Genomic DNA, 18565 nt, shown 5'->3' on the forward strand with positions numbered 1-18565 from the left:
GTATATCGGCAGGCATGACCGACCGGCCTCGCAAATCTGGTGTTTCGACCTATCTGAGATCGGCGTTTCCCGCGCGTGGCAGATGACATGATCAAGCACAATCCGCCTTCTCCCGAGCCCCTGCACCGCGCCATCGCGCGCTTCGGCGACATCGCCGTGCTGGTGGTCGGCGACTTCATCCTCGACCGCTTCGTCAATGGCGTCATCGAGCGGATTTCGCCGGAAGCGCCGATCCCGGTGCTGCACGGGCGCGGCGAAAGCTCGGCCATGGGTGGCGCCGGCAATGTCGTGGCCAACATCGTCTCGCTTGGCGCGCGCGCCATTCCGGTCTCGGTGATCGGCACTGATCCCGCCGGCGACAGCCTGGCGCGGATCCTGGGCGAGCTTGGCGCAGAGACAGCTGGCCTTTCACAGCAGCGCGGCCGCATGACCTCGTCGAAGAGCCGCTTCAGCGCGCTCAACCAGCAGGTGCTGCGCTTCGACGAAGAAGAGATCAGGCCGCTCGGCGAGGCGGAACGGGCTGAGCTGATCCGCCGTTTCCGGGACGCGCTGCAACAGGCGGACATCGTCATCCTGTCCGATTACGGCAAGGGCATCTTGCTGGACGGCGTCGCCGCCGAACTGATCGCCATCTGCCGGGAGGCGGGCAAGCCGGTGCTTGTCGACCCGAAGGGCCGCGACTATGCGCGCTATGCCGGCGCGACCGCCGTCACCCCCAACCGCAAGGAGCTCGGCGAGGCCGTCGGCCATGCGGTGTTCGCCGATGACGAGATCGTGGCGGCGGCGCGGGAACTGATTTCGGCGCACGGCTTCGACTTCGTCGTCGCCACGCGCAGCGAAAAGGGCATGAGCGTGGTCGGCCCCGAGGAGGCGCGCCACATCGCCACCCAGGCGCGCGAGGTGTTCGACGTCTCGGGCGCCGGCGATACGGTGATCGCGACCTTCGCGCTGGCGCTTGCAGCCGGCGCCGATCCTGTCGCCGCGGCCTCCATCGCAAACGCCGCCGGCGGCGTCGTGGTCGGCAAGCGCGGCACCGCGCGGCTGAGCGTCGAGGAACTCACCGGCGCCCTGTTCCGCTCGCATGGTCCGACCGCCCACAAGGACGCTATCCTGGACGCCGCCTCGGCCGCGCGCATGGTGACGGCATGGAAGGCGGAGGGGCTGAGCGTCGGCTTCACCAATGGCTGCTTCGACATCCTGCATGCCGGCCATGTCAGCCTGCTGCACGCGGCGCGCAGCCAGTGCGACCGGCTGGTGCTCGGCCTCAACAGCGATGCTTCCGTGCGCCGGCTGAAAGGGCCGGGCCGCCCGGTCAACGACCAGCATGACCGCGCCTGCGTGCTCGCCGCGCTCGCTTCCGTCGATGCCGTGGTGGTGTTCGAGGAGGATACGCCGCTGGCGCTGATCGAAGCGCTTCTGCCCGACATACTGGTCAAGGGCGCCGACTACACGATCGACGCCGTGGTCGGCGCCGATGTGGTGCAGAAGGCGGGCGGCCGCGTCGTGCTGGTCGACCTCGTCGCCGGCAAGAGCACCACCGGCACGATCGGCAAACTGCGCGCCGGCGGCGCCACCAACTGAGGGATCTCATGTCCGAATTGAACGACTATCTGGTCCGCTCGGCGGCCGCCATCACTGCCACGGTCGAGCGAGATCTGACCAGCGAGATGGAGCGTGCGGCGAGTGCCGTCGTGTCGGCGCTTTCCTCCGGAAAGGCCTTGCTGGTCTGCGGCAATGGCGGCTCGGCCAGCGACGCCATCCATATCGCCACCGAACTGGTCGGCCGCTTCCTGAAGGAGCGCAAGGCCTACAATGTGATTGCGCTGCCGGCCAATGCCGGGATGCTGACCGCCTGGGGCAATGATTACGGCTTCGACACGGTGTTTTCACGCCAGGTCGAAGCGCATGGGGCCGCAGGCGGCGTGCTTCTGGCGATCTCGACCAGCGGCAATTCGCCGAGCATCCTTGCCGCCGCCGAACAGGCGCGCATGATGGACATGACGGTGATCAGCCTGACCGGCGACACCGGTGGCAAGCTGAAGCCGCTCACCGACATCCTGCTCAACGTACCTTCGACCTCGACGCCGATCATCCAGCAAGGCCATTTGTGCCTCTATCACTATCTGTGCGAGGTGGTCGAAGCGCGCCTGTCGAATGGCTGACGGGATCGGGACGCCGCACCCGCTGACCGAACCGGGGCTCTGGGTGGAGCGGATCGGCGGCCGGGTTTTCCCGGTACGCTCGCCGGCGCTGTTCCTCGACCGCGACGGCACCATCAATGTCGACACCGACTATCCCAGCGATCCGGCCGAGATCGAGCTTAGGCCACGGATGCTGCCGGCGATCGCCGCCGCCAACCTGAGGGGGATACCGGTGATCGTCGTCACCAACCAGTCCGGCATCGCGCGCGGCTATTTCGGCTGGGACGTTTTCGCCAAGGTGAACGCCCGCGTGGTCGAGTTGCTGAACGGGCAGGGTGTGTTCGTCGACATGGTGCTGGCCTGCGCCTATCACGAGGCTGGCGTCGGGCATCTCGCTGTTGCCGATCATCCGATGCGCAAGCCCAATCCGGGCATGCTGATCGAGGCGGGCAGGCGCCTTGATCTCGATCTCCAGCGCTCCCTGATGGTCGGCGACAAGCTGGCCGACATGCAGGCGGGCCAACGCGCGGGCCTGGCGCAGGGCTGGCTGGTCGACGGTGAGGGGGCACTTCAGCCTGGCTTCGCCATCAGGCGCTTGCATGACGACCGCGATCTCGGCGGCCTGCTCGCGGCCGTGGAGACGCTCGGTCGGGACCGCGGCCTGCCGGCCTAGGCCTTATCGTCGCGCTGCGAGGCTTCGTAGAGCTTGGCCTCGGTGGCGAAGGAATAGATCATCACCGACATCGAGTAGACGAAGCCGTGGCGGCCGCACAGGAAGTAGCGCTTGGCCAGGTAGAATTTCAGGAAGTTGCCGAACGGCGACAGCACCAGCCGCACCAGGCCGGGCTTCTTGCCTTTCTCGACCAGCGTGACCGCCTTGAGGCTGGAATAGGCGTTGGCCCGGGCAAGATCCTCCTCGACCGATATTTCACGGCGATGCAGCAAGACACCGTCCTCGATCGTGTCGGTCTCGCCCGGCACGCGAACGGATTCATGCACCCGCGCGGTGAGATCCATGGTGGCGCCTTCCCTGCGGAAAAGCCTGAGCAGCCTGTTGTGCAGGACCCAGCGATGGGCATAGCCGTAGCCCTTCAGCCAGTCGCGGCGGCGCATGTACCATCCGCTGGCCTTGCCGCCGGCCGCCTGGGTGATGGCCACGATCGACTGCCGCAGCCGGCCGTCGACGCGCTCGTCCGGGTCGATCGAAAGGCACCAGGGCTGGTTGGCATGGTCGAGCGCGAATTGCCGCTGGCGGGGGAACCCCGGCCAGTCATTGTGCAGCAGCGTTATCGGATAGCCCTTGGCGATATAGCTTTTCACGCATTCGACGGTGCCGTCCGTCGAGCCGGAATCGACGATGATGATCTCGGCGCAGAAATCGATGCTTTCCAGGCACGGGCCGATCATATCGGCCTCGTTCACGCAGATGATGAGCGCCGAGACCGGGCTTGCAAAACGGGTCATGGTCCCCTTCTCATGCGGGTTCTCCCGGATTTCACGTTGCTCGCGCCATCTGTTCTCAAGCAATTCCGGGCGGAAAACCGTTACACATTTTTTCTGGAATGGCTTGAGAAACCAGTCAAGCGCCCAGTCAAGCAGTGAAGTCCGGCAGAGCCGTTCAGCCTTGTATATCAACGTCTTTCGAATACCAACGCGGCGCCGGTGTGGCGAAGGTCAGGAATTCGCCTATCGCGCGGGCGTCGCCTGGCCTCAGGGTCGCTCGAACGACACCAAACCCTCATCCTTGACGCGACGAATGGTGAGCGCGGTGCGCACCGTGTCGACGTTCGGCGTCGAGGTCAGTTCCTCGATGACGAAGGTCTGGAAGCTGCCGAGGTCGCTTGCCACGCAATGCAGCAGGAAATCGGACTCGCCCGACACCATCCAGGCATCGCGCACGATCGGCCAGCCGCGCGTGCGGTCGGCGAAGATGCGCAGTTCGGCATCGGCCTGGTGATGCAGCCCGACCAGGCAAAAGGCGACGACATCGAGGCCGAGCGCCGGGGCGTTGAGCAGTGCGCGATAGCCACGGATGATACCGGCTTCCTCCAGCCGCTTGACCCGGCGCAGGCAGGGCGGGGCCGAAATGCCGACGCGGTTCGAGAGCTCGACATTGGTCATGCGCCCGTCCGACTGAAGCTCGCGCAGGATCTTCCAGTCGATGGCGTCAAGATCGGCCTTGAGGGGCATCAGGGTTCTCGATGATCAGTGTGGCGCAAGAATCTTTCGCGATTTTGTAATTAAACGACTTTTGTGTCGAAGCCAGCCCTCGTCGACGCGATTTTGGACAGGTAACGAAAAGCGCTGATCGCGCGAATATCCACACGGGCCGAAGCTTTCCGGGGACGACGGTCGGCTCGTCTTGCTGGCGTGGCTGGCAGCCCTTACATTAAGCGCGACATTCCACGTCTTTTTCCAAGGCACACTCGTGTCCGCCCCGCAGAGGCTCCAAATGACCACCAAGCATGCGCCCGTTCTCATCATCGGTTCCGGTCCGGCCGGCTATACGGCGGCGGTCTATGCCGCGCGCGCCATGCTGAAGCCGATGCTCGTCGCCGGCCTGCAGCAGGGCGGTCAGCTGATGATCACCACGGACGTCGAAAACTATCCCGGCTTCGCCGACCCGATCCAGGGGCCGTGGCTGATGGAGCAGATGCTCAAGCAGGCCGAGCATGTCGGCACTGACATCATCAACGACATCATCACCGAGGTCGACCTCAATGTGCGGCCGTTCCGCGCCAAGGGCGATTCCGGCACGACCTACACGGCCGACGCGTTGATCATCGCCACCGGCGCACAAGCCAAGTGGCTGGGCATTCCCACCGAGCAGGACTTCATGGGCTTCGGCGTTTCGGCCTGCGCCACCTGCGACGGCTTCTTCTATCGCGGCAAGGATGTCGCGGTGGTCGGCGGCGGCAATTCGGCGGTGGAAGAGGCGCTCTATCTGTCCAACCTCGCCAAGAGCGTCACCGTCATTCACAGGCGCTCGGACTTCCGTGCCGAGCGCATCCTGCGCGAGCGGCTGTTGAAGAAGGACAATGTCCGCGTCATCTGGGACACGATCGTCGACGAGATCACCGGCCGCCCCGGCAAGGCACCGCTGCCGCCTTCGGTGGAGGGGCTGAAGCTCAGGCATGCCGTGACCGGTGCCGAGAGCCACCTCAAGGTCGACGGCATCTTCGTGGCCATCGGCCATGCGCCCGCGGTCGAGCTGTTCGCCGGCAAGCTGAAGCAGAAGCCGAACGGCTATCTGTGGACAGCGCCGGATTCGACGCGCACCGACGTGCCTGGCGTGTTCGCGGCCGGCGACGTGACCGACGATATCTACCGTCAGGCAGTGACGGCGGCGGGGCTCGGCTGCATGGCCGCGCTCGAAGCGGAAAAGTATCTGGCCGGCATCGAGGTGCATCGCGAGGCAGCGGAATAAGCGGCTCGCAAAACTGTTAAAAGAACGGCTTAGAAGCGCCGTGTAAAAGCCTGATTTTTCATTCAAACGCCAACCGGAACGAGGGGAAATCATGGCGTTGGACTGGGACAAGCTACGCGTGTTTCACGCTGCGGCGGAAGCGGGGTCGTTTACGCATGCGGCCGAGACGCTGCATCTGTCGCAATCGGCGATATCGAGACAGGTGAGCGCGCTCGAACATGATGTCGGCGTGCCGCTGTTCAATCGTCATGCACGCGGCCTTGTGCTGACCGAACAGGGCGAGATGCTGTTCCGCACGGCGCATGACGTGCTGATGAAGCTGGAAACCATCAAGTCGCGGCTGACCGAGACCAAGGACCGCCCGTCCGGTGTGCTCAGGGTGACGACGACCGTCGGCCTCGGCGCCGGCTGGCTGACCGAGCGGGTGCAGGAGTTCATCGAACTCTACCCCGAAATCAGCCTGCAACTGATCCTCGCCAACGAGGAACTCGACCTCACCATGCGCCAGGCCGATTGCGCCATCCGGCTGCGCCAGCCGCAACAGCCGGACCTGATCCAGCGCCGCCTGTTCACCGTGCATTTCCATCTCTACGCGGCACCGTCCTATGTCGCCAAATACGGCAAGCCGGGCTCGATCGCAGAGTTGAGAAGCCATCGCATCGTCACCTTCGGCCTGCCTGTGCCGTCGCATCTGTCGGAGTTGAACTGGCTGGAGACGGTCGGTGATTTCGAGAGCGGCCGGCGCGTGCCGACACTGCAGATCAACGACATCCTGTCGATCAAGCGCGCCGTGCAGGGCGGCGCCGGCATCGCCATGCTGCCGGACTATGTGATCAGCAAGGATTCCGGCCTGGTGCAGCTTTTGCCGGAAACCGAGGTGCCGTCCTTCGACACCTATTTCGCCTATCCCGACGCGATGAAGAACCAGGCCAAGCTGCACGTGTTCCGCGACTTCATCATCGCCAAGGCCAGAAGCTGGTCCTTCTGATCCAGGGTCAGCTCCGCGAGCCTATCCTTTCCAGGGCGTAATCCGCGGCAGCCACCCCGGTACGTTGTGGCGGTAGGCTTTGTATTCGGCGCCATAGCGGCCGGCGAGCGTCGGCTCCTCATAGAGCTTGACGAAGGTCACCATGGCAGCCGCCGCGATCGCCGCGTAGGTGGCGATCGACCAGCTCGAGAACAACAGCGCCTGGCCGATAATGATCGACAGCACGGCGACATACATGGGATTGCGGACATGGCGGTAGATGCCGCCGATCACCAGTCTTTCGGTTGGTGCGACGGGGGCCGGCGTGCCCAGCCCCTCCAGTGCGAAGCGGGCGAAGGCATGTAGCAGCACGGCGGCCGCGGCGACAATGAGGACGCCGCCGGCGACGACAAGGCCGGGCAGGGGCGACCATGGCAGGCTCCAGCGCTCGCTGAGCAGCCAGGGAATCAGCCCGGCGACCACGCCGGGGGCAGCAATCAGGAAAATGCCGCTGCCGGCAATCGCCGAAAACCTACGCATTGGTTGATCTCCGCTTGACTGCCTTGGAATTGAACCGCCGGTGCCTCATTCCACATCATCAGTGTTTTTCGGCATTTTGGAACAAAATCGGTTGGGATTGGCGTTTTCGAGACGACAATGACCCGAAAGTACGCTTCATTTTCACGATTCTGCTGGTCCTATTGGCTCCCTAAATGGGTTGGACCACAGCCTGTGCCTTTTTGCATGCGTGTGTTGCAAAATAGATGCTTGTTTCTTGGGCATGATGAGCACATATATAGATCATCTCCTGGGCGCGTTCTCCTCCCATTAGCGCCCTCGAGTGTTCCCCTCTGGAGGTTAGCCTTAACAGGCACTTCCAATCAAACTCAGCCGGATCTTCGTTGATCCGGCTTTTTTGTTGCCCGGACCCGGGCGGGACGAGCGAAAATTTCATCAGAATTGCCACGTAACAGTGTCATGTAACCTCTGGTAACATGACAACGATGCCTTCCGCTGCTATGTAGATGCTAGGACGCGGTGTGGTTCGGACGGGAGATGGGGGCATCACTCGTACGGCCCGGGCTCAGGCGGCTACCGCGTCCGAACCTTTTCCGCCGAAGTTCGGCGACCTACATGCGGCGGACCTGCCGTTTCTCCTCCCAAGAAAACGGTCCGCACAACAAAACGGCGTCCGGCCCCCCGGGCGCCGTTTTTGGTTTTTGCCCCCCTCGATCCTTCGAGGGGGCTTCTCATGAAACGAGTGAAATCAGGCGGCCTTGCCGTTGGCGTTCATCGCCTCGTCGGCGAGACGGCCAGTCAGCTCGGCCATATGGTCGAAGGCGGCGCGGTAGCTGGCAACGCCTGAAGTGGCCGACCGCAGCTCGATGATCAGATCACCGATCTCGGCCTGCGGCATGGTCGCCTCGACGACATCCCATCCGGGCCAATCGGGCCGCGCGTCATAGCCGAGGATCTGGCCGCGCCGCTGCGGGATCAGCGCGATGATCTTCGATGTCGCGTCCGACGGCGTGACGATCTCGATCTTCATCACCGGCTCCAGAAGCACCGGCGAGCAGGCGGCCATGCCTTCCTTCATGGCGAGCTTTGCCGCCATCTGGAACGCCATGTCGGAGGAATCGACCGCATGGTAGGAGCCGTCCGACAGGTTGACCGCGACGTCAACCACGGGGAAGCCGAGCGGGCCGGTCTTCAGATAGTCGCGTATGCCTGTCTCGACCGACTGGATGTAGGTCTTGGGCACGACGCCGCCGGTGATGGTGTCGGTGAACTGGAAGCCGGAGCCGCGCGGCAGCGGCTTGATCTCGATCACCACATCGCCGAACTGGCCGTGGCCGCCCGACTGTTTCTTGTGACGGCCGCGCTGCTGCACCGGTTTGCGGATCGTCTCGCGATAGGGCACCGCCGGCGCATGGCCTTCGACCGGTATCTGGTTCTTGCCCTCCAGCCGCTCGCGCACCACGCGCAGATGCATCTCTCCGTGACCCGACAGCACGGTCTCGGCCGAGTCCTGGTTGTGGCGCAGGCTGAGCGAGGGGTCTTCCTCGGCCAGGCGCTGGATGGCCGCCGACATCTTGACCTCGTCCTTGCGCTCCTTGGGGCGCAGCGCGAAGGCGAAGACCGGCTGCGGCGGCTCGACATCGAAGAGCTGTTTGATGCCTCCCTTGGCGGAGCTGAGCGTCTGGCCCGTCTTGACCGCGTCCAGCTTGCCGAGCGCCACGGTGTCGCCGGTTCTGGCGGCGGTCAGCTTGACCTGGTCCTTGCCCAGCATCCTGTAGATGCCGGAAACCTTGGCGGTGTCGCCGCCGGGCAGCCACAGTTCCAAGCCGTCGGCGACCTGGCCCGACAGAATGCGCGACACCGACAGCTTGCCGCCATGCGGCGTGTGGATGGTCTTCATCACCTGGACCACCGTCGCGTTGCCGTCCGGGGCACCGAGCCGCTTGCGGGTCGCCTCGATGTCGGGCGCGTCGTGGCGGATCGTCTTCAACAGGCGCAGCACGCCATTGCCTTTCTCGGCGGTGCCGATCAGCACCGGTGTCACCGCGCCGTCGCGCAGATCGGCGGCGAGATCGTCGAAGATCGCGTCCCTGGGCGGCTCGATCTCCTCGAGCAACTGCTCCATCAGCTGGTCGTCATGGTCGGCCAGCGTCTCCAGCATGGAGAAGCGCGCCTCCAGTTCGCGCGCCTTGTCGTCGCCGGGTATCTCGGCCACCTCGCTCTCGGCGTACTCGCGGTAGATGTAGGCGCGCTCCAGCGCCAGATCGATCGAGCCGATGACGACGCCGTCCTTGCGCAGCGGAATCTGGCGCAGAAGCAGCGGCGCCGCGCTTGTCGGCTGCAGCATCTTCAGCGTGTCGCGCACGCCCGCGATCGCCTTGTCGACCTTGTTGAGGAACAGGATGCGTGGCACGCCGAGATCGTCAAGCTTGCGCATGATGAGCTGCAGGGCTGGAATCTTTTTTTCGTCGGCCTCGGCCACGACCACCGCGACATCGCAGGCCGCCAGTACCGGTTCGGCCTCGAAGGAGAATTCGATCGACCCGGGGCAGTCGACGAAGGTGAATTGCTCGCCCATGAATTCTGTGGTGGCGATCGACGCCTCGACGCTCATGGCGTGGGCGCGGGCCTCGAGCGAATGATCTGAAACGGTGTTGCCCGATGAAACCGGATTCTGGCGGGGGATGGCGCCCGTACGGGCCAATATGGCTTCGAGAAGTGTCGTCTTACCGCTTGCGAAGGGACCGACTATGGCAATGCATTTCGGTCCCGTGCGTCGTCCTCCGGCGCGAGTACCCATGGCTGACCTCCACTCAGGCGTTTCCCGTAGGACCGACTGGCATGCATGGTTCAGGCGTGGTCAATCGGTCCTGAGCGGCGGCCGGCCTGTTCGACCGTCGCGGGCGGGGTTCTTTTCATGTCCACCTGCCCTGATGCATCGTCCCACTTGTTTGCCGGCAGGGCAAGAAAAATAGGAAGCCGGCGCGGCTGGCCGGCTCAGGCGCTGAGCGCGAGCGGTTCGACCGAGCGCCCGGCAAACAGCGCGGCCGTCCCATGCGGGCAAGGTTCGTAGTCAAGAAAAATCAGGCCGAGCGGGCGACCCGGCCGGTTGCGTCCGGGCCAATCCGGGCCGAGAATGCATTTGACTTCAAGGGGCCGGCGCCTCGCCAGCTCCGACCAGTTCCAGGAACAGACGATGAAAATAATTGCTTGCGGCAGCGTGCCGACCATCATAGCGCCCGACAAATACTTCACCGGCCGGGTTCTGCAGACGCCGATCATCGAGACCGAGGCGCCGGCGCGGCTCAGGGCCACGCTGGTCAGTTTCGAACCCGGCGCGCGCACCCACTGGCACACGCATCCGCTTGGGCAGACGCTTTATGTCACCGCGGGCGCCGGCCTGGCCCAGACATGGGACGGGCCAATCCGGGAGATCAGGGCCGGTGACGTCATCTCCTTCGCGCCCGGCGAGAAGCATTGGCATGGCGCGGCGCCGAAATCGGCGATGACGCATATCGCCATGCAGGAGGCGCTCGACGGCATCCATGCCGACTGGCTGGAAGCAGTGACGCCGGCGCAATATGGCGGCTGAGTGCTGAGCCTGGATTGACGAACCCGGCGGTAACGCCTGAGCGTTGACGCCGGGTTTTGTTTTGGACTTACCAGATCAGGTCAGGGATGCCGTGAAGCGCTGGATGCGGGTGCAGGCTTCCTCCAGCAGCGTCTCCGAGGTGGCGTAGGAGATGCGGAAGTTGGGGCCGAGGCCGAAGGCCGAGCCGAACACCACCGCGACGCCCTCGGCCTCGAGCAGTTCCGAGCAGAAGGTCTCGTCGGTGTCGATCACCTTGCCGGCCTTGGTCTTCCTGCCAATCAGCTGGGCGCAGGACGGATAGACATAGAAGGCGCCTTCCGGCGACGGGCAGGTGATGCCGCGCGCCTGGTTGAGCATCGAGACGACGAGGTCGCGCCTGCCTTGAAAGATCGCCTTGTTCTTGGCGATGAAGTCCTGAGGGCCGTTCAACGCCTCGACCGAAGCCCATTGCGCGATGGTGCAGGCGCCCGACGTCTGCTGACCCTGGATCATGTCCATCGCCTTGATCAGCTGAACCGGACCGGCCGCGTAGCCGATGCGCCAGCCGGTCATGGCATAGGCTTTCGAGACGCCGTTCATGGTCAGGGTGCGGTCGTAGAGCTTCGGCTCGACCTCGGCGATGGTCTTGAAGACGAAGTCGCCATAGGTCAGGTGCTCGTACATGTCGTCGGTCAGCGTCCAGACATGCGGATGCTTCAGGAGGACATCGGCCAGCGCGCGCAGTTCGGCGTGGGTATAGGCCGCGCCCGACGGGTTGGACGGCGAGTTCATCAAGAGCCATTTGGTCTTCGGCGTGATCGCCTTTTCCAGCACCGCCGGGGTCAGCTTGAAGCCGTTGTCGATCGAAGTGTCGGCAAACACCGAACTGCCGCCGCAGATCGCCACCATTTCGGGATAGCTGACCCAGTAGGGGCGGGGGATGATGACCTCGTCGCCGGGGTTCAGTGTCGCCATGAAGGCGTTGAACAGGATCTGCTTGCCGCCGGTGCCGACGATGGTCTGCTCGGGCTTGTAGTCGAGATTGTTCTCGCGCTTGAACTTTTTCGCGATCGCCTCGCGCAGCGGCACGATGCCCGAAACCGGCGGATACTTGGTCTCGCCACGGCGAATGGCTTCGATCGCCGCATTCTTGATGTTGTCGGGCGTATCGAAATCGGGCTCGCCGGCGCCAAGGCCAATGATATCCCGGCCGGCATTTTTCAGCTCGCGGGCTTTCTGCGTCACCGCGATGGTGGCGGAAGGCTTAACGCGGGAAAGGGTGTCGGCAAGAAAGGCCATGACCTTCTGTCTCTCCAAAGGATAGGCGCGGCCAGGAGCGGCCGCGGCGCTTCTCATGTCGCATCATTCCCCCCAGCGCAAGCCTTGTCGGCTGGGCCAGGTGGCGTGGCGCGGTCAATGAGGCGTGATCGGCAAAAGAAAGTTCATTAACGGGCGGTAGAGGCTTGCATGGCAGGATCGCGGTTCAATTCCGCCAGGTCGCGGAGCGAGGAACCCTTGTCACGCAGCATCGGACTTGCCCATATCATCCGTCATGATGACGGCACCTCGAGCGGTGTCTGGGGCATTTATACGCTGCAAAGCGCCTTCCAGCCGATCTTTGCCTTCAGCGAGGGCAAGCTGTCGGTCGCCGCGTTCGAAGGGCTGATCCGCCCGTTTCGCGACGGCGAGCCGCAATCGCCGATGACCTTCTTCTCGACATGTCCGGCGGCCGACCGCCTGCATGTCGAAGCGCTGACCAGGACACTGCATCTGCTCAATGCCGGCGCCTGCCTGCCGCAGGAGGCATCGATCTTCGTGAATTTCGATCCCTCGGTGTTCACCGAGCGATCGATCGTCGACAACGCCTTGCGTGACATGAGGCTGGTCCTGCACGAAGCCGGTATCGATCCGGGCCGCGTCGTGTGCGAGGTGACGGAGCAGAGATCGGCATCGCAGGAGACCCTGCACAGCTTCGTCACCGCGCTCAGAGCCAACGGCTTCCGGATCGCCGTCGACGACTATGGCGCCGACGATTCCGACATCACCCGCGTCAAGGAGTTGCGCCCCGACATCGTCAAGTTCGATGCGCACTGGATCACGCAACTGATGGAATCGGGCGCTGGTTTCGCGCTGCTGACATCCATGGTCAGGAGCTTCGAGGACCAGGGCATCCGCACCGTGTTCGAGGGCATCGAGGAAGGCTGGCAACTGGAGCTGGCCGAGCGATCGGGCGCCTCGATGGTCCAGGGCTACGTGCTGGCCCGTCCAGAACTCGCGCCGACAAGTTTCCGTGTTTTCGCGATGAGCAGTCCCGAACCTGTCCCCGCCGCAAGCCATACGACCGCTCCCGCCGCGGTTGCGCCGCGCACGGGGCGGCGGGCAAAGGCTTTCGGGCGCAGGATCGTGCCATGAGTGTCGAGCGCCGGCGCACCATTGGCGATGCGATCTTCGTCGATGAGATCGGCATCGAATATGGCATCCATGGCGACTTCCGCCTGCGCAGCGCCTACCAGCCGATCTACGCCCCGCACGGCGGCAGCTTGCACCCGGTGGCCGTGGAAGGCCTGATCGAGCCGCACCGGGCCGGCCGCCCGGGGTCGCCGCGGATGTTCTTCGACAGCGTCGCGGCCTCGGACCGCCTGTTCGTCGAAACCATGTGCCGGATGCTGCATCTCAGGAATTTCCACAATATCGGCGTCGATAGGCTCGACCTGTTCTTCAACTACAATCCACTGGTCAACGACCATGCTGGCCGGGCGCTGGCCGAGATCCGGCTGATGAGCCGGCATCTCGACGAACTCGGCCTGGCGCCCGCCATGCTGGTCTGTGAAATCACCGAACAGGCGGCGGACGATGCGCTGCTGGCCAGGCTGGTGCGTGAAATGCGGCGCGACGGCATCCGCATCGCCATCGATGATTTCGGGACCGGCCATTCGACCGAGGAGCGGGTGAGCCTGCTTCAGCCCGACATCGTCAAGATCGATGGCGGCTGGTTCGCGGAATTCTGCCGCCACGCCGCCGCGGAACGCTTCTTCCGCCCGCTGGTGTCCAGCCTGCACGACCGTGGCGCCAAGGTGCTGGTCGAGGGAATCGAGCAGCCCACCCACCTGCGCGTCGCGCTCGAAGGTGGGGTCGATTTGCTGCAGGGTTTTCTTCTCGGGCGTCCGGCGCTTGCCGGCACCATTTTCAACGAAGAGCCGCTTGCGGTCGATGGGCTGCTGGGCTTCGACAACAAGGTCGTGCCGTTGCATAAGCGGCGCTGATGGTCGCGCCAAAACAAATCATTGGTTGAGGATGCCGCCGCTGCGATAGTCAGCGCAGAAGCAGCGCTCGGGGACCGGCAATGATACTTTACAGCATGATCGACAGCGGCAATTGCTACAAGCCCAGGCTGCTGATGGCCAAGCTCGGCCTCGCTTTCACCACCGTCGAGGTGAGCTCGCATACCGGCGACACGCGCAAAGCCGATTTCGTCGCCAAGAATCCGAACGCCATGGTGCCGCTGCTGGAACTGGACGATGGCCGGCGGCTGGCCGAATCCAACGCCATCCTGCTCTATCTCGCGGAAGGCACGCGCTTGCTGCCGGCCGACAGATACGAGCGCGGGCTCGCCTATCAGTGGCTGTTCTTCGAGCAGTACAGCCACGAGCCTTACATAGCCGTGCGCAAGGCGCTGCTGACTTTTCCCGAACGGGCCGCGGACGCGACGCCCGAGCGGCTGGCGACGACGCTGGAGCGCGGCAACAAGGCGCTCGGCGTCATGAACACGTATCTGGAAAACAACGCCTTCTTCGCCGGCGGCGCCTTCAGCATCGCCGACATCGCGCTTTATGCCTACACCCACACCGCGGAGCAGGGCGGCTTCCAGCTCGACGCCTATCCCGAGGTGGTGGCCTGGCTCGGCCGCGTGGAGGCGGATCCGGGGCATGTGCCGATCGAGTGGGTGGGGTAGGTCTGTCTCGGTCGTTCCGAATTGTGCGTTGGGGTCTGTGTGCTATTTGTAAGGCGGTCGTATTCTGCGTGGCTGCCGATCCATATCCAGTTATAGCCGTCAGCACTTTCCAGAGCCAAGGCACGATAGTTGCTATCTATTCTCGCCGACCAAAGCTCACCGACTTTCTTGAAATGGAGGGAGGGATGACGTGGGTTTTCCCTCAACAATGTAAAGCTCTTGTCGGCTAAACGGCGAGCCGATTTCGGCAAGGACCGATACATCGTCCAAAAACTTGCCGTGGCGCGATGTCTCACAGGTCGCGCAATTTACCGGCGGCAATCTCAGCGCGAGCCTCGGCCACCAATTTGTCCAGTCTGCCTGCCTTGACATCGGCTTCAATCTGCCGATCCCAGATGTCCGCCTGCAGTGCCTCGAACCAGGCGGCAAACGCCTTCAGTTCTTCCGGGCTCAACTCGGTGATGGATTTTTCGATTTGTTCAAGCTTGGTCATGACCTGGATGGTACCATTGTTGGCCATATGGTGCCACCGGTGGGACATAGGCCGGGCTTAGATGGCCAAAATCCAGGCAAATAAAAAGGCGGGATAAATCCCGCCTTCCCATTTCGGTAGCCTGATCGGGAGCGTCCGGTCCGGGCTGGCAGCTATCTGCTGTTCCAGCTTGTCGGGTCTTTCCACTCCGGCGCGCTTCTCGCGCGACCGTCAGTACATCCGTGACTTGCCGCGCGCCCCGAACTCTCGTCCGGCGCGCGCCATTTTCAAAATCAGGCTGCCTTGCTCAGAGAACCAGCGGACGACTTGCCAGTGCGGCGGTCCTGCTCGATCTCGAAGTTGATCTTCTGGCCTTCGACCAGGGTCGACAGGCCAGCGCGCTCGACAGCCGAGATGTGGACGAAAACGTCCGCGCCGCCGCTGTCAGGCTGGATGAAGCCGAAACCCTTGGTGGCGTTGAACCACTTGACCGTTCCAGTTGCCATAAAAATAGTCCTTCACATTTGCTTTGGTATGACCGGACCGAAATCCAGCCGGTGTGCATCGAGATTTTGGAGATAGACGTCAGCAAACGCGAAGATCGCGAGGCCCGGATCGATCGGCCGAAATATCAATGGGGCTGATATAGGCTGCTTTCGCACAAAAAACAAGACTGCGTGAAAAAGCCGTGATCGGGGGCCGCCCAACGGCCGCCCCAATCTGGTGAAACCGTGACGCACGATCGCGCCGTCCCCGGGCGGCGGATCGAGGGGAGAGGACCATGAAAACCATCCTGCTTGCCGCCTGCCTCACGCTGGTGGCCGCCCAGGCGCAGGCGATCTCGCGCTACGACCCGACGCGCATGAGCTGCGGCAAGGTTCAGTCGACGATCGCGCGCCAAGGTGCGGTCATCCTGCGCTATCAGTCGAAACGGGTGCCGGGGCTGCCGCTCTACGACCGCTACGTGCAGAGCCAGCAGTTCTGCACCATGGGCGAGGTGAGGACGCGGGCCTATGTGCCCAGCGCCGACACCAAGTCCTGCCCGGTCTATATCTGCAAGCGGCCGGACAATGAGCGTTTCAGGCATCGCTTCATACGCCGCCACTAGGGTGTGCCGATATTCAGGTGATGCCGGCCTGCAAACCGTGGCTTCCTCCGCTTCCGGTGCTCACGTACTTCAAGTACGCTCCGCTCCGGTTCTCGAAAGCCACAGTTTTCGGCTTGGCCTGACCTGAATCTCAACACACCCGGGAGCAGCTTACTGCTCTCAAAACCCGAAGGACACCTGCGCCGGCGGCGGCGGGCCGACGCGCACGCCTTCCATGGCCAGCATCTTTTCCTTGGTGACGGAGCCGCCGGGCGCCGAGAAGCCGCCGATCTTGCCGCCGGCGGCCAGGATGCGGTGGCACGGGATGACCAGCGGCACCGGATTGGCGCCAAGGGCGGCACCGGTTTCACGCGGCAGGCCGGCATGGCCGGCGCGCTTGGCGAGTTCGCCATAGGTGGTGGTTTCGCCATAGCCGAGTTTTCGTGCGGCGTCGTAGATGGCGAGGCGGAAATCGTCGATGCCGTCGAGATCGACGGGAAAGCCGGTGAAATCGACGTCCTCGCCCGCGGCATAGGCCTTGATCGAGGCAATCAGCTCGACCACCCATGACGGCTGGGCGGTGGAGGCGGAAACACCGGCGTGGCGCATCAGCCGCCGCTCCACCGCTTCGCGGCTGCGTTCGGGCAGGCAGAGCCGGATCAGGCCCTTTTCGCTCCAGGCGATGCCCATGAAGCCGATCACTGTTTCTAACACTGCGTGGCCAGCTGTGATCGAAGAGGTCGTTTCCATGCTGCGCTCCTTTCCGCAAAGCGGCGGAATCCGGGATTCCTGCTGGTACATATCAGGAACAATATGGCATCGCCGCCTGCATCCCGCCACCCGAAAACCACCAGATGGCCCCGATTGCTACCCAAGAATCGCTGGTGTAAGGGAAATCTTAACGACCCGACAAACCGGACTCCGAGCGCGGCTTGCCAGCAAAACAAACCCTTATCGCCATCGGTGTGATCGTCGCGGCAGCCGGCATGAGCGGCTGCACCTCGACCTCGCAGATGAAGGCCGCGCCGTCCCTGACCGAAACCGCGACCATGGCAGGCAGCGATGCCGGCTTCACCGTGCCGCTGCCGGACACGGTTTCGGTGCTGCCTCAATCCTCCGGAATCACGCCGGTTCAGACGGCCGAGTTGACCCCCGGCCCGGCCACCCCGGCACTCGATCCCGCCGCCCAGCCGGCCGCGGCGACCGCCGCCTTTGCCGGGGCAACGCCTACAACGCCGGCAGTCCCCGCCGTGATGACCGCCAATGCCTGGCAGGCGCCGCCGCCGTCCAAGGCCGGCCAGCCGGTCGGGGTCGCCGCGACCTACACGACCGCGGGGCTCATCGTGCCGGCGGTTGCCAAGGGCGGCCAGAAAATGCCCGGCGTGCAGCAGGTGGCCTATGTCGTGCCGCAGAACCCGGCTGCCCTGGTGCAGTTCCCGTCGGCGCCGGTCGAGCCGGCGGAAGAACAGCATGCGACCGGCATGCGCGGCGACGTCGACCGGCTGATCGTCAAATACGCCGCCTTCTACCAGGTGCCGGTGGATCTGGTGCGCCATGTCGTCAACCGCGAAAGCACCTACAATCCCAAGGCCTACAATAACGGCCATTGGGGACTGATGCAGATCAAGCACGCGACGGCGCGCGGCATGGGCTATGACGGGCCGGCCAAGGGCCTGTTCGACGCCGAGACCAATCTCAAATACGCGGTCAAATATCTGCGCGGCGCCTGGCTGGTGTCGAACGGCAACGCCAAGAAGGCCGACTGGCTCTACCAGACCGGCTACTATTTCGACGCCAAGCGCAAGGGCCTGCTGGAGGCGACCGGCCTCGGTGTCGACCGCAAGCGCGGACGTCTTCAGCCCGACGCCTGAGCGCGATGCCCGAACCGCGTCCGCCGGCTCCAAACGACATCCGGCTGCGCAAGATCCTCGACGAGACGCTGGTTGCGCCGCACTGGCCTGACGGTTTTGTCATGCGCAGCTTCGAGCGCGGTGACGCGCTGCCGCTGCATGCGCTGCTGGGCGAAGTGTTCGACGATGGCACAGACGGCCCCTTCGACGAATGGTGGCCACGCATATCCGAAGATCCCGAATTCGACCCGGCGCTGTGTTTCCTCGTCATCGATGCCAAGGGCCGGCTGGCCGCGGCCGCACTGTGCTGGAGCTCGGCATTCGTCAAGGACCTGGCCGTTCATCCGGAGGCACGCGGCAAGGGTGTCGGCGAAGCGCTGATGTGGCACGCCTTCGCCATTTTTCGCGACCGGGGTGCCGCCCATGTCGATCTCAAGACCAATACGCTCGAGAACGCGGCCGCCGTGCGGCTCTACGAGCGGCTGGGCATGCGGCCGGTCGCCTGGGAAGGCTGACCGGGGGCGTTAACCCACCCGTCACCGTCATGGCCTGTTCGACCACTGGTGATGGCCTGTTCGG

Annotated in this window: 20 protein-coding genes; 12 read left to right on the forward strand and 8 right to left on the reverse strand. The window is 64.0% G+C overall.

Annotated elements, in window-relative coordinates:
- The first annotated feature begins 87 nt into the window (after positions 1–87).
- The 3 genes from rfaE1 to gmhB are packed head-to-tail and all read left to right on the forward strand — an operon-like array spanning position 88 to position 2814.
- Positions 88–1581, forward strand: coding sequence for a D-glycero-beta-D-manno-heptose-7-phosphate kinase (gene rfaE1 / locus EN851_RS32955; protein ID WP_135930934.1), 1494 nt, complete (start codon positions 88–90; stop codon positions 1579–1581).
- A gap of 8 nt (positions 1582–1589) precedes the next feature.
- A complete protein-coding gene (locus EN851_RS32960) occupies positions 1590–2162 on the forward strand; it encodes an SIS domain-containing protein (RefSeq protein ID WP_127278285.1) in 573 nt (190 codons plus the stop codon).
- Entirely contained in the window at positions 2155–2814 is a 660-nt protein-coding gene (gmhB, locus tag EN851_RS32965) for a D-glycero-beta-D-manno-heptose 1,7-bisphosphate 7-phosphatase (protein ID WP_135884101.1), read from the forward strand. The genes EN851_RS32960 and gmhB overlap by 8 nt, the downstream gene beginning before the upstream one ends.
- Here gmhB and EN851_RS32970 read toward each other — a convergent pair.
- Complete coding sequence (locus tag EN851_RS32970) at positions 2811–3605, reverse strand: glycosyltransferase family 2 protein (protein WP_127278287.1); 795 nt, start codon at positions 3603–3605, stop codon at positions 2811–2813. The two genes, gmhB and EN851_RS32970, sit on opposite strands and share 4 nt — an antisense overlap.
- A gap of 246 nt (positions 3606–3851) precedes the next feature.
- Positions 3852–4331, reverse strand: a complete 480-nt coding sequence (locus EN851_RS32975; protein WP_127873463.1) for an Lrp/AsnC family transcriptional regulator — start codon at positions 4329–4331, stop codon at positions 3852–3854.
- A 262-nt stretch (positions 4332–4593) separates the two neighbouring features.
- On the opposite strand from EN851_RS32975, the gene trxB reads away from it, so the two are divergent.
- Together trxB and EN851_RS32985 are read left to right on the forward strand one after the other, a co-directional pair.
- Entirely contained in the window at positions 4594–5568 is a 975-nt protein-coding gene (trxB, locus tag EN851_RS32980; protein WP_135930935.1) for a thioredoxin-disulfide reductase, read from the forward strand.
- Positions 5569–5659: 91 nt separating this feature from the next.
- A complete protein-coding gene (locus tag EN851_RS32985; protein WP_127873461.1) occupies positions 5660–6556 on the forward strand; it encodes a LysR family transcriptional regulator in 897 nt (298 codons plus the stop codon).
- A 21-nt stretch (positions 6557–6577) separates the two neighbouring features.
- Here EN851_RS32985 and EN851_RS32990 read toward each other — a convergent pair whose 3' ends face one another.
- The gene (locus tag EN851_RS32990; protein ID WP_135915225.1) at positions 6578–7075 is read right to left on the reverse strand and encodes an isoprenylcysteine carboxylmethyltransferase family protein; all 498 of its coding nucleotides are present in this window, start codon (positions 7073–7075) and stop codon (positions 6578–6580) included.
- Positions 7076–7802: 727 nt separating this feature from the next.
- Entirely contained in the window at positions 7803–9854 is a 2052-nt protein-coding gene (locus tag EN851_RS32995) for an elongation factor G (RefSeq protein WP_135884103.1), read from the reverse strand.
- 396 nt (positions 9855–10250) lie between these two features.
- Here EN851_RS32995 and EN851_RS33000 point away from each other — a divergent pair, with 396 nt between their 5' ends.
- A complete protein-coding gene (locus EN851_RS33000) occupies positions 10251–10646 on the forward strand; it encodes a cupin domain-containing protein (protein WP_127279112.1) in 396 nt (131 codons plus the stop codon).
- Positions 10647–10721: 75 nt separating this feature from the next.
- Here EN851_RS33000 and EN851_RS33005 read toward each other — a convergent pair whose 3' ends face one another.
- A complete protein-coding gene (locus EN851_RS33005; RefSeq protein WP_135930936.1) occupies positions 10722–11924 on the reverse strand; it encodes a pyridoxal phosphate-dependent aminotransferase in 1203 nt (400 codons plus the stop codon).
- A 216-nt stretch (positions 11925–12140) separates the two neighbouring features.
- Between EN851_RS33005 and EN851_RS33010 the strand changes: the two genes are divergently transcribed.
- The 3 genes from EN851_RS33010 (at position 12141) to EN851_RS33020 (ending at position 14577) form a co-directional block, all read left to right on the forward strand.
- Positions 12141–13037 (forward strand): EAL domain-containing protein, encoded by an 897-nt coding sequence (locus EN851_RS33010; protein WP_127873459.1) that lies wholly within the window; start codon positions 12141–12143, stop codon positions 13035–13037.
- A complete protein-coding gene (locus EN851_RS33015; protein WP_135930937.1) occupies positions 13034–13888 on the forward strand; it encodes an EAL domain-containing protein in 855 nt (284 codons plus the stop codon). Before EN851_RS33010 ends, EN851_RS33015 begins: the two co-directional genes overlap by 4 nt.
- A gap of 80 nt (positions 13889–13968) precedes the next feature.
- A complete protein-coding gene (locus EN851_RS33020; protein ID WP_135915227.1) occupies positions 13969–14577 on the forward strand; it encodes a glutathione S-transferase family protein in 609 nt (202 codons plus the stop codon).
- A 292-nt stretch (positions 14578–14869) separates the two neighbouring features.
- Here EN851_RS33020 and EN851_RS33030 read toward each other — a convergent pair whose 3' ends face one another.
- Together EN851_RS33030 and EN851_RS33035 are read right to left on the reverse strand one after the other, a co-directional pair.
- Entirely contained in the window at positions 14870–15070 is a 201-nt protein-coding gene (locus EN851_RS33030) for a hypothetical protein (protein ID WP_127873492.1), read from the reverse strand.
- A 272-nt stretch (positions 15071–15342) separates the two neighbouring features.
- Complete coding sequence (locus EN851_RS33035; protein WP_015316174.1) at positions 15343–15555, reverse strand: cold-shock protein; 213 nt, start codon at positions 15553–15555, stop codon at positions 15343–15345.
- A 275-nt stretch (positions 15556–15830) separates the two neighbouring features.
- Here EN851_RS33035 and EN851_RS33040 point away from each other — a divergent pair, with 275 nt between their 5' ends.
- Complete coding sequence (locus EN851_RS33040; RefSeq protein ID WP_127279108.1) at positions 15831–16157, forward strand: hypothetical protein; 327 nt, start codon at positions 15831–15833, stop codon at positions 16155–16157.
- A gap of 159 nt (positions 16158–16316) precedes the next feature.
- Here the strand turns inward: EN851_RS33040 and EN851_RS33045 are convergent, their stop codons facing one another.
- Entirely contained in the window at positions 16317–16886 is a 570-nt protein-coding gene (locus EN851_RS33045; protein WP_135930938.1) for a methylated-DNA--[protein]-cysteine S-methyltransferase, read from the reverse strand.
- 182 nt (positions 16887–17068) lie between these two features.
- Between EN851_RS33045 and EN851_RS33050 the strand changes: the two genes are divergently transcribed.
- A complete protein-coding gene (locus EN851_RS33050) occupies positions 17069–18007 on the forward strand; it encodes a lytic transglycosylase domain-containing protein (RefSeq protein WP_135930939.1) in 939 nt (312 codons plus the stop codon).
- Positions 18008–18012: 5 nt separating this feature from the next.
- Entirely contained in the window at positions 18013–18501 is a 489-nt protein-coding gene (locus tag EN851_RS33055; RefSeq protein WP_135884107.1) for a GNAT family N-acetyltransferase, read from the forward strand.
- The last annotated feature ends 64 nt before the right edge of the window (positions 18502–18565 follow it).

The organism is Mesorhizobium sp. M8A.F.Ca.ET.208.01.1.1 (genome assembly GCF_004791315.1).
Taxonomy (GTDB): Bacteria; Pseudomonadota; Alphaproteobacteria; order Rhizobiales; family Rhizobiaceae; genus Mesorhizobium.

Excerpts from the sequence above, each read along its gene's own strand:
- rfaE1 (WP_135930934.1), top strand. The coding sequence starts at position 88 with ATGATCAAGCACAATCCGCCTTCTCCCGAGCCCCTGCACCGCGCCATC.
- EN851_RS32990 (WP_135915225.1), bottom strand. The coding sequence starts at position 7,075 with ATGCGTAGGTTTTCGGCGATTGCCGGCAGCGGCATTTTCCTGATTGCT.
- trxB (WP_135930935.1), top strand. The coding sequence starts at position 4,594 with ATGACCACCAAGCATGCGCCCGTTCTCATCATCGGTTCCGGTCCGGCC.
- EN851_RS33015 (WP_135930937.1), top strand. The coding sequence starts at position 13,034 with ATGAGTGTCGAGCGCCGGCGCACCATTGGCGATGCGATCTTCGTCGAT.
- gmhB (WP_135884101.1), top strand. The coding sequence starts at position 2,155 with ATGGCTGACGGGATCGGGACGCCGCACCCGCTGACCGAACCGGGGCTC.
- EN851_RS33055 (WP_135884107.1), top strand. The coding sequence starts at position 18,013 with ATGCCCGAACCGCGTCCGCCGGCTCCAAACGACATCCGGCTGCGCAAG.
- EN851_RS33000 (WP_127279112.1), top strand. The coding sequence starts at position 10,251 with ATGAAAATAATTGCTTGCGGCAGCGTGCCGACCATCATAGCGCCCGAC.
- EN851_RS33020 (WP_135915227.1), top strand. The coding sequence starts at position 13,969 with ATGATACTTTACAGCATGATCGACAGCGGCAATTGCTACAAGCCCAGG.
- EN851_RS33030 (WP_127873492.1), bottom strand. The coding sequence starts at position 15,070 with ATGACCAAGCTTGAACAAATCGAAAAATCCATCACCGAGTTGAGCCCG.
- EN851_RS33035 (WP_015316174.1), bottom strand. The coding sequence starts at position 15,555 with ATGGCAACTGGAACGGTCAAGTGGTTCAACGCCACCAAGGGTTTCGGC.
- EN851_RS32985 (WP_127873461.1), top strand. The coding sequence starts at position 5,660 with ATGGCGTTGGACTGGGACAAGCTACGCGTGTTTCACGCTGCGGCGGAA.
- EN851_RS32975 (WP_127873463.1), bottom strand. The coding sequence starts at position 4,331 with ATGCCCCTCAAGGCCGATCTTGACGCCATCGACTGGAAGATCCTGCGC.
- EN851_RS32960 (WP_127278285.1), top strand. The coding sequence starts at position 1,590 with ATGTCCGAATTGAACGACTATCTGGTCCGCTCGGCGGCCGCCATCACT.
- EN851_RS33040 (WP_127279108.1), top strand. The coding sequence starts at position 15,831 with ATGAAAACCATCCTGCTTGCCGCCTGCCTCACGCTGGTGGCCGCCCAG.
- EN851_RS32970 (WP_127278287.1), bottom strand. The coding sequence starts at position 3,605 with ATGACCCGTTTTGCAAGCCCGGTCTCGGCGCTCATCATCTGCGTGAAC.
- EN851_RS32995 (WP_135884103.1), bottom strand. The coding sequence starts at position 9,854 with ATGGGTACTCGCGCCGGAGGACGACGCACGGGACCGAAATGCATTGCC.
- EN851_RS33045 (WP_135930938.1), bottom strand. The coding sequence starts at position 16,886 with ATGGAAACGACCTCTTCGATCACAGCTGGCCACGCAGTGTTAGAAACA.
- EN851_RS33005 (WP_135930936.1), bottom strand. The coding sequence starts at position 11,924 with ATGGCCTTTCTTGCCGACACCCTTTCCCGCGTTAAGCCTTCCGCCACC.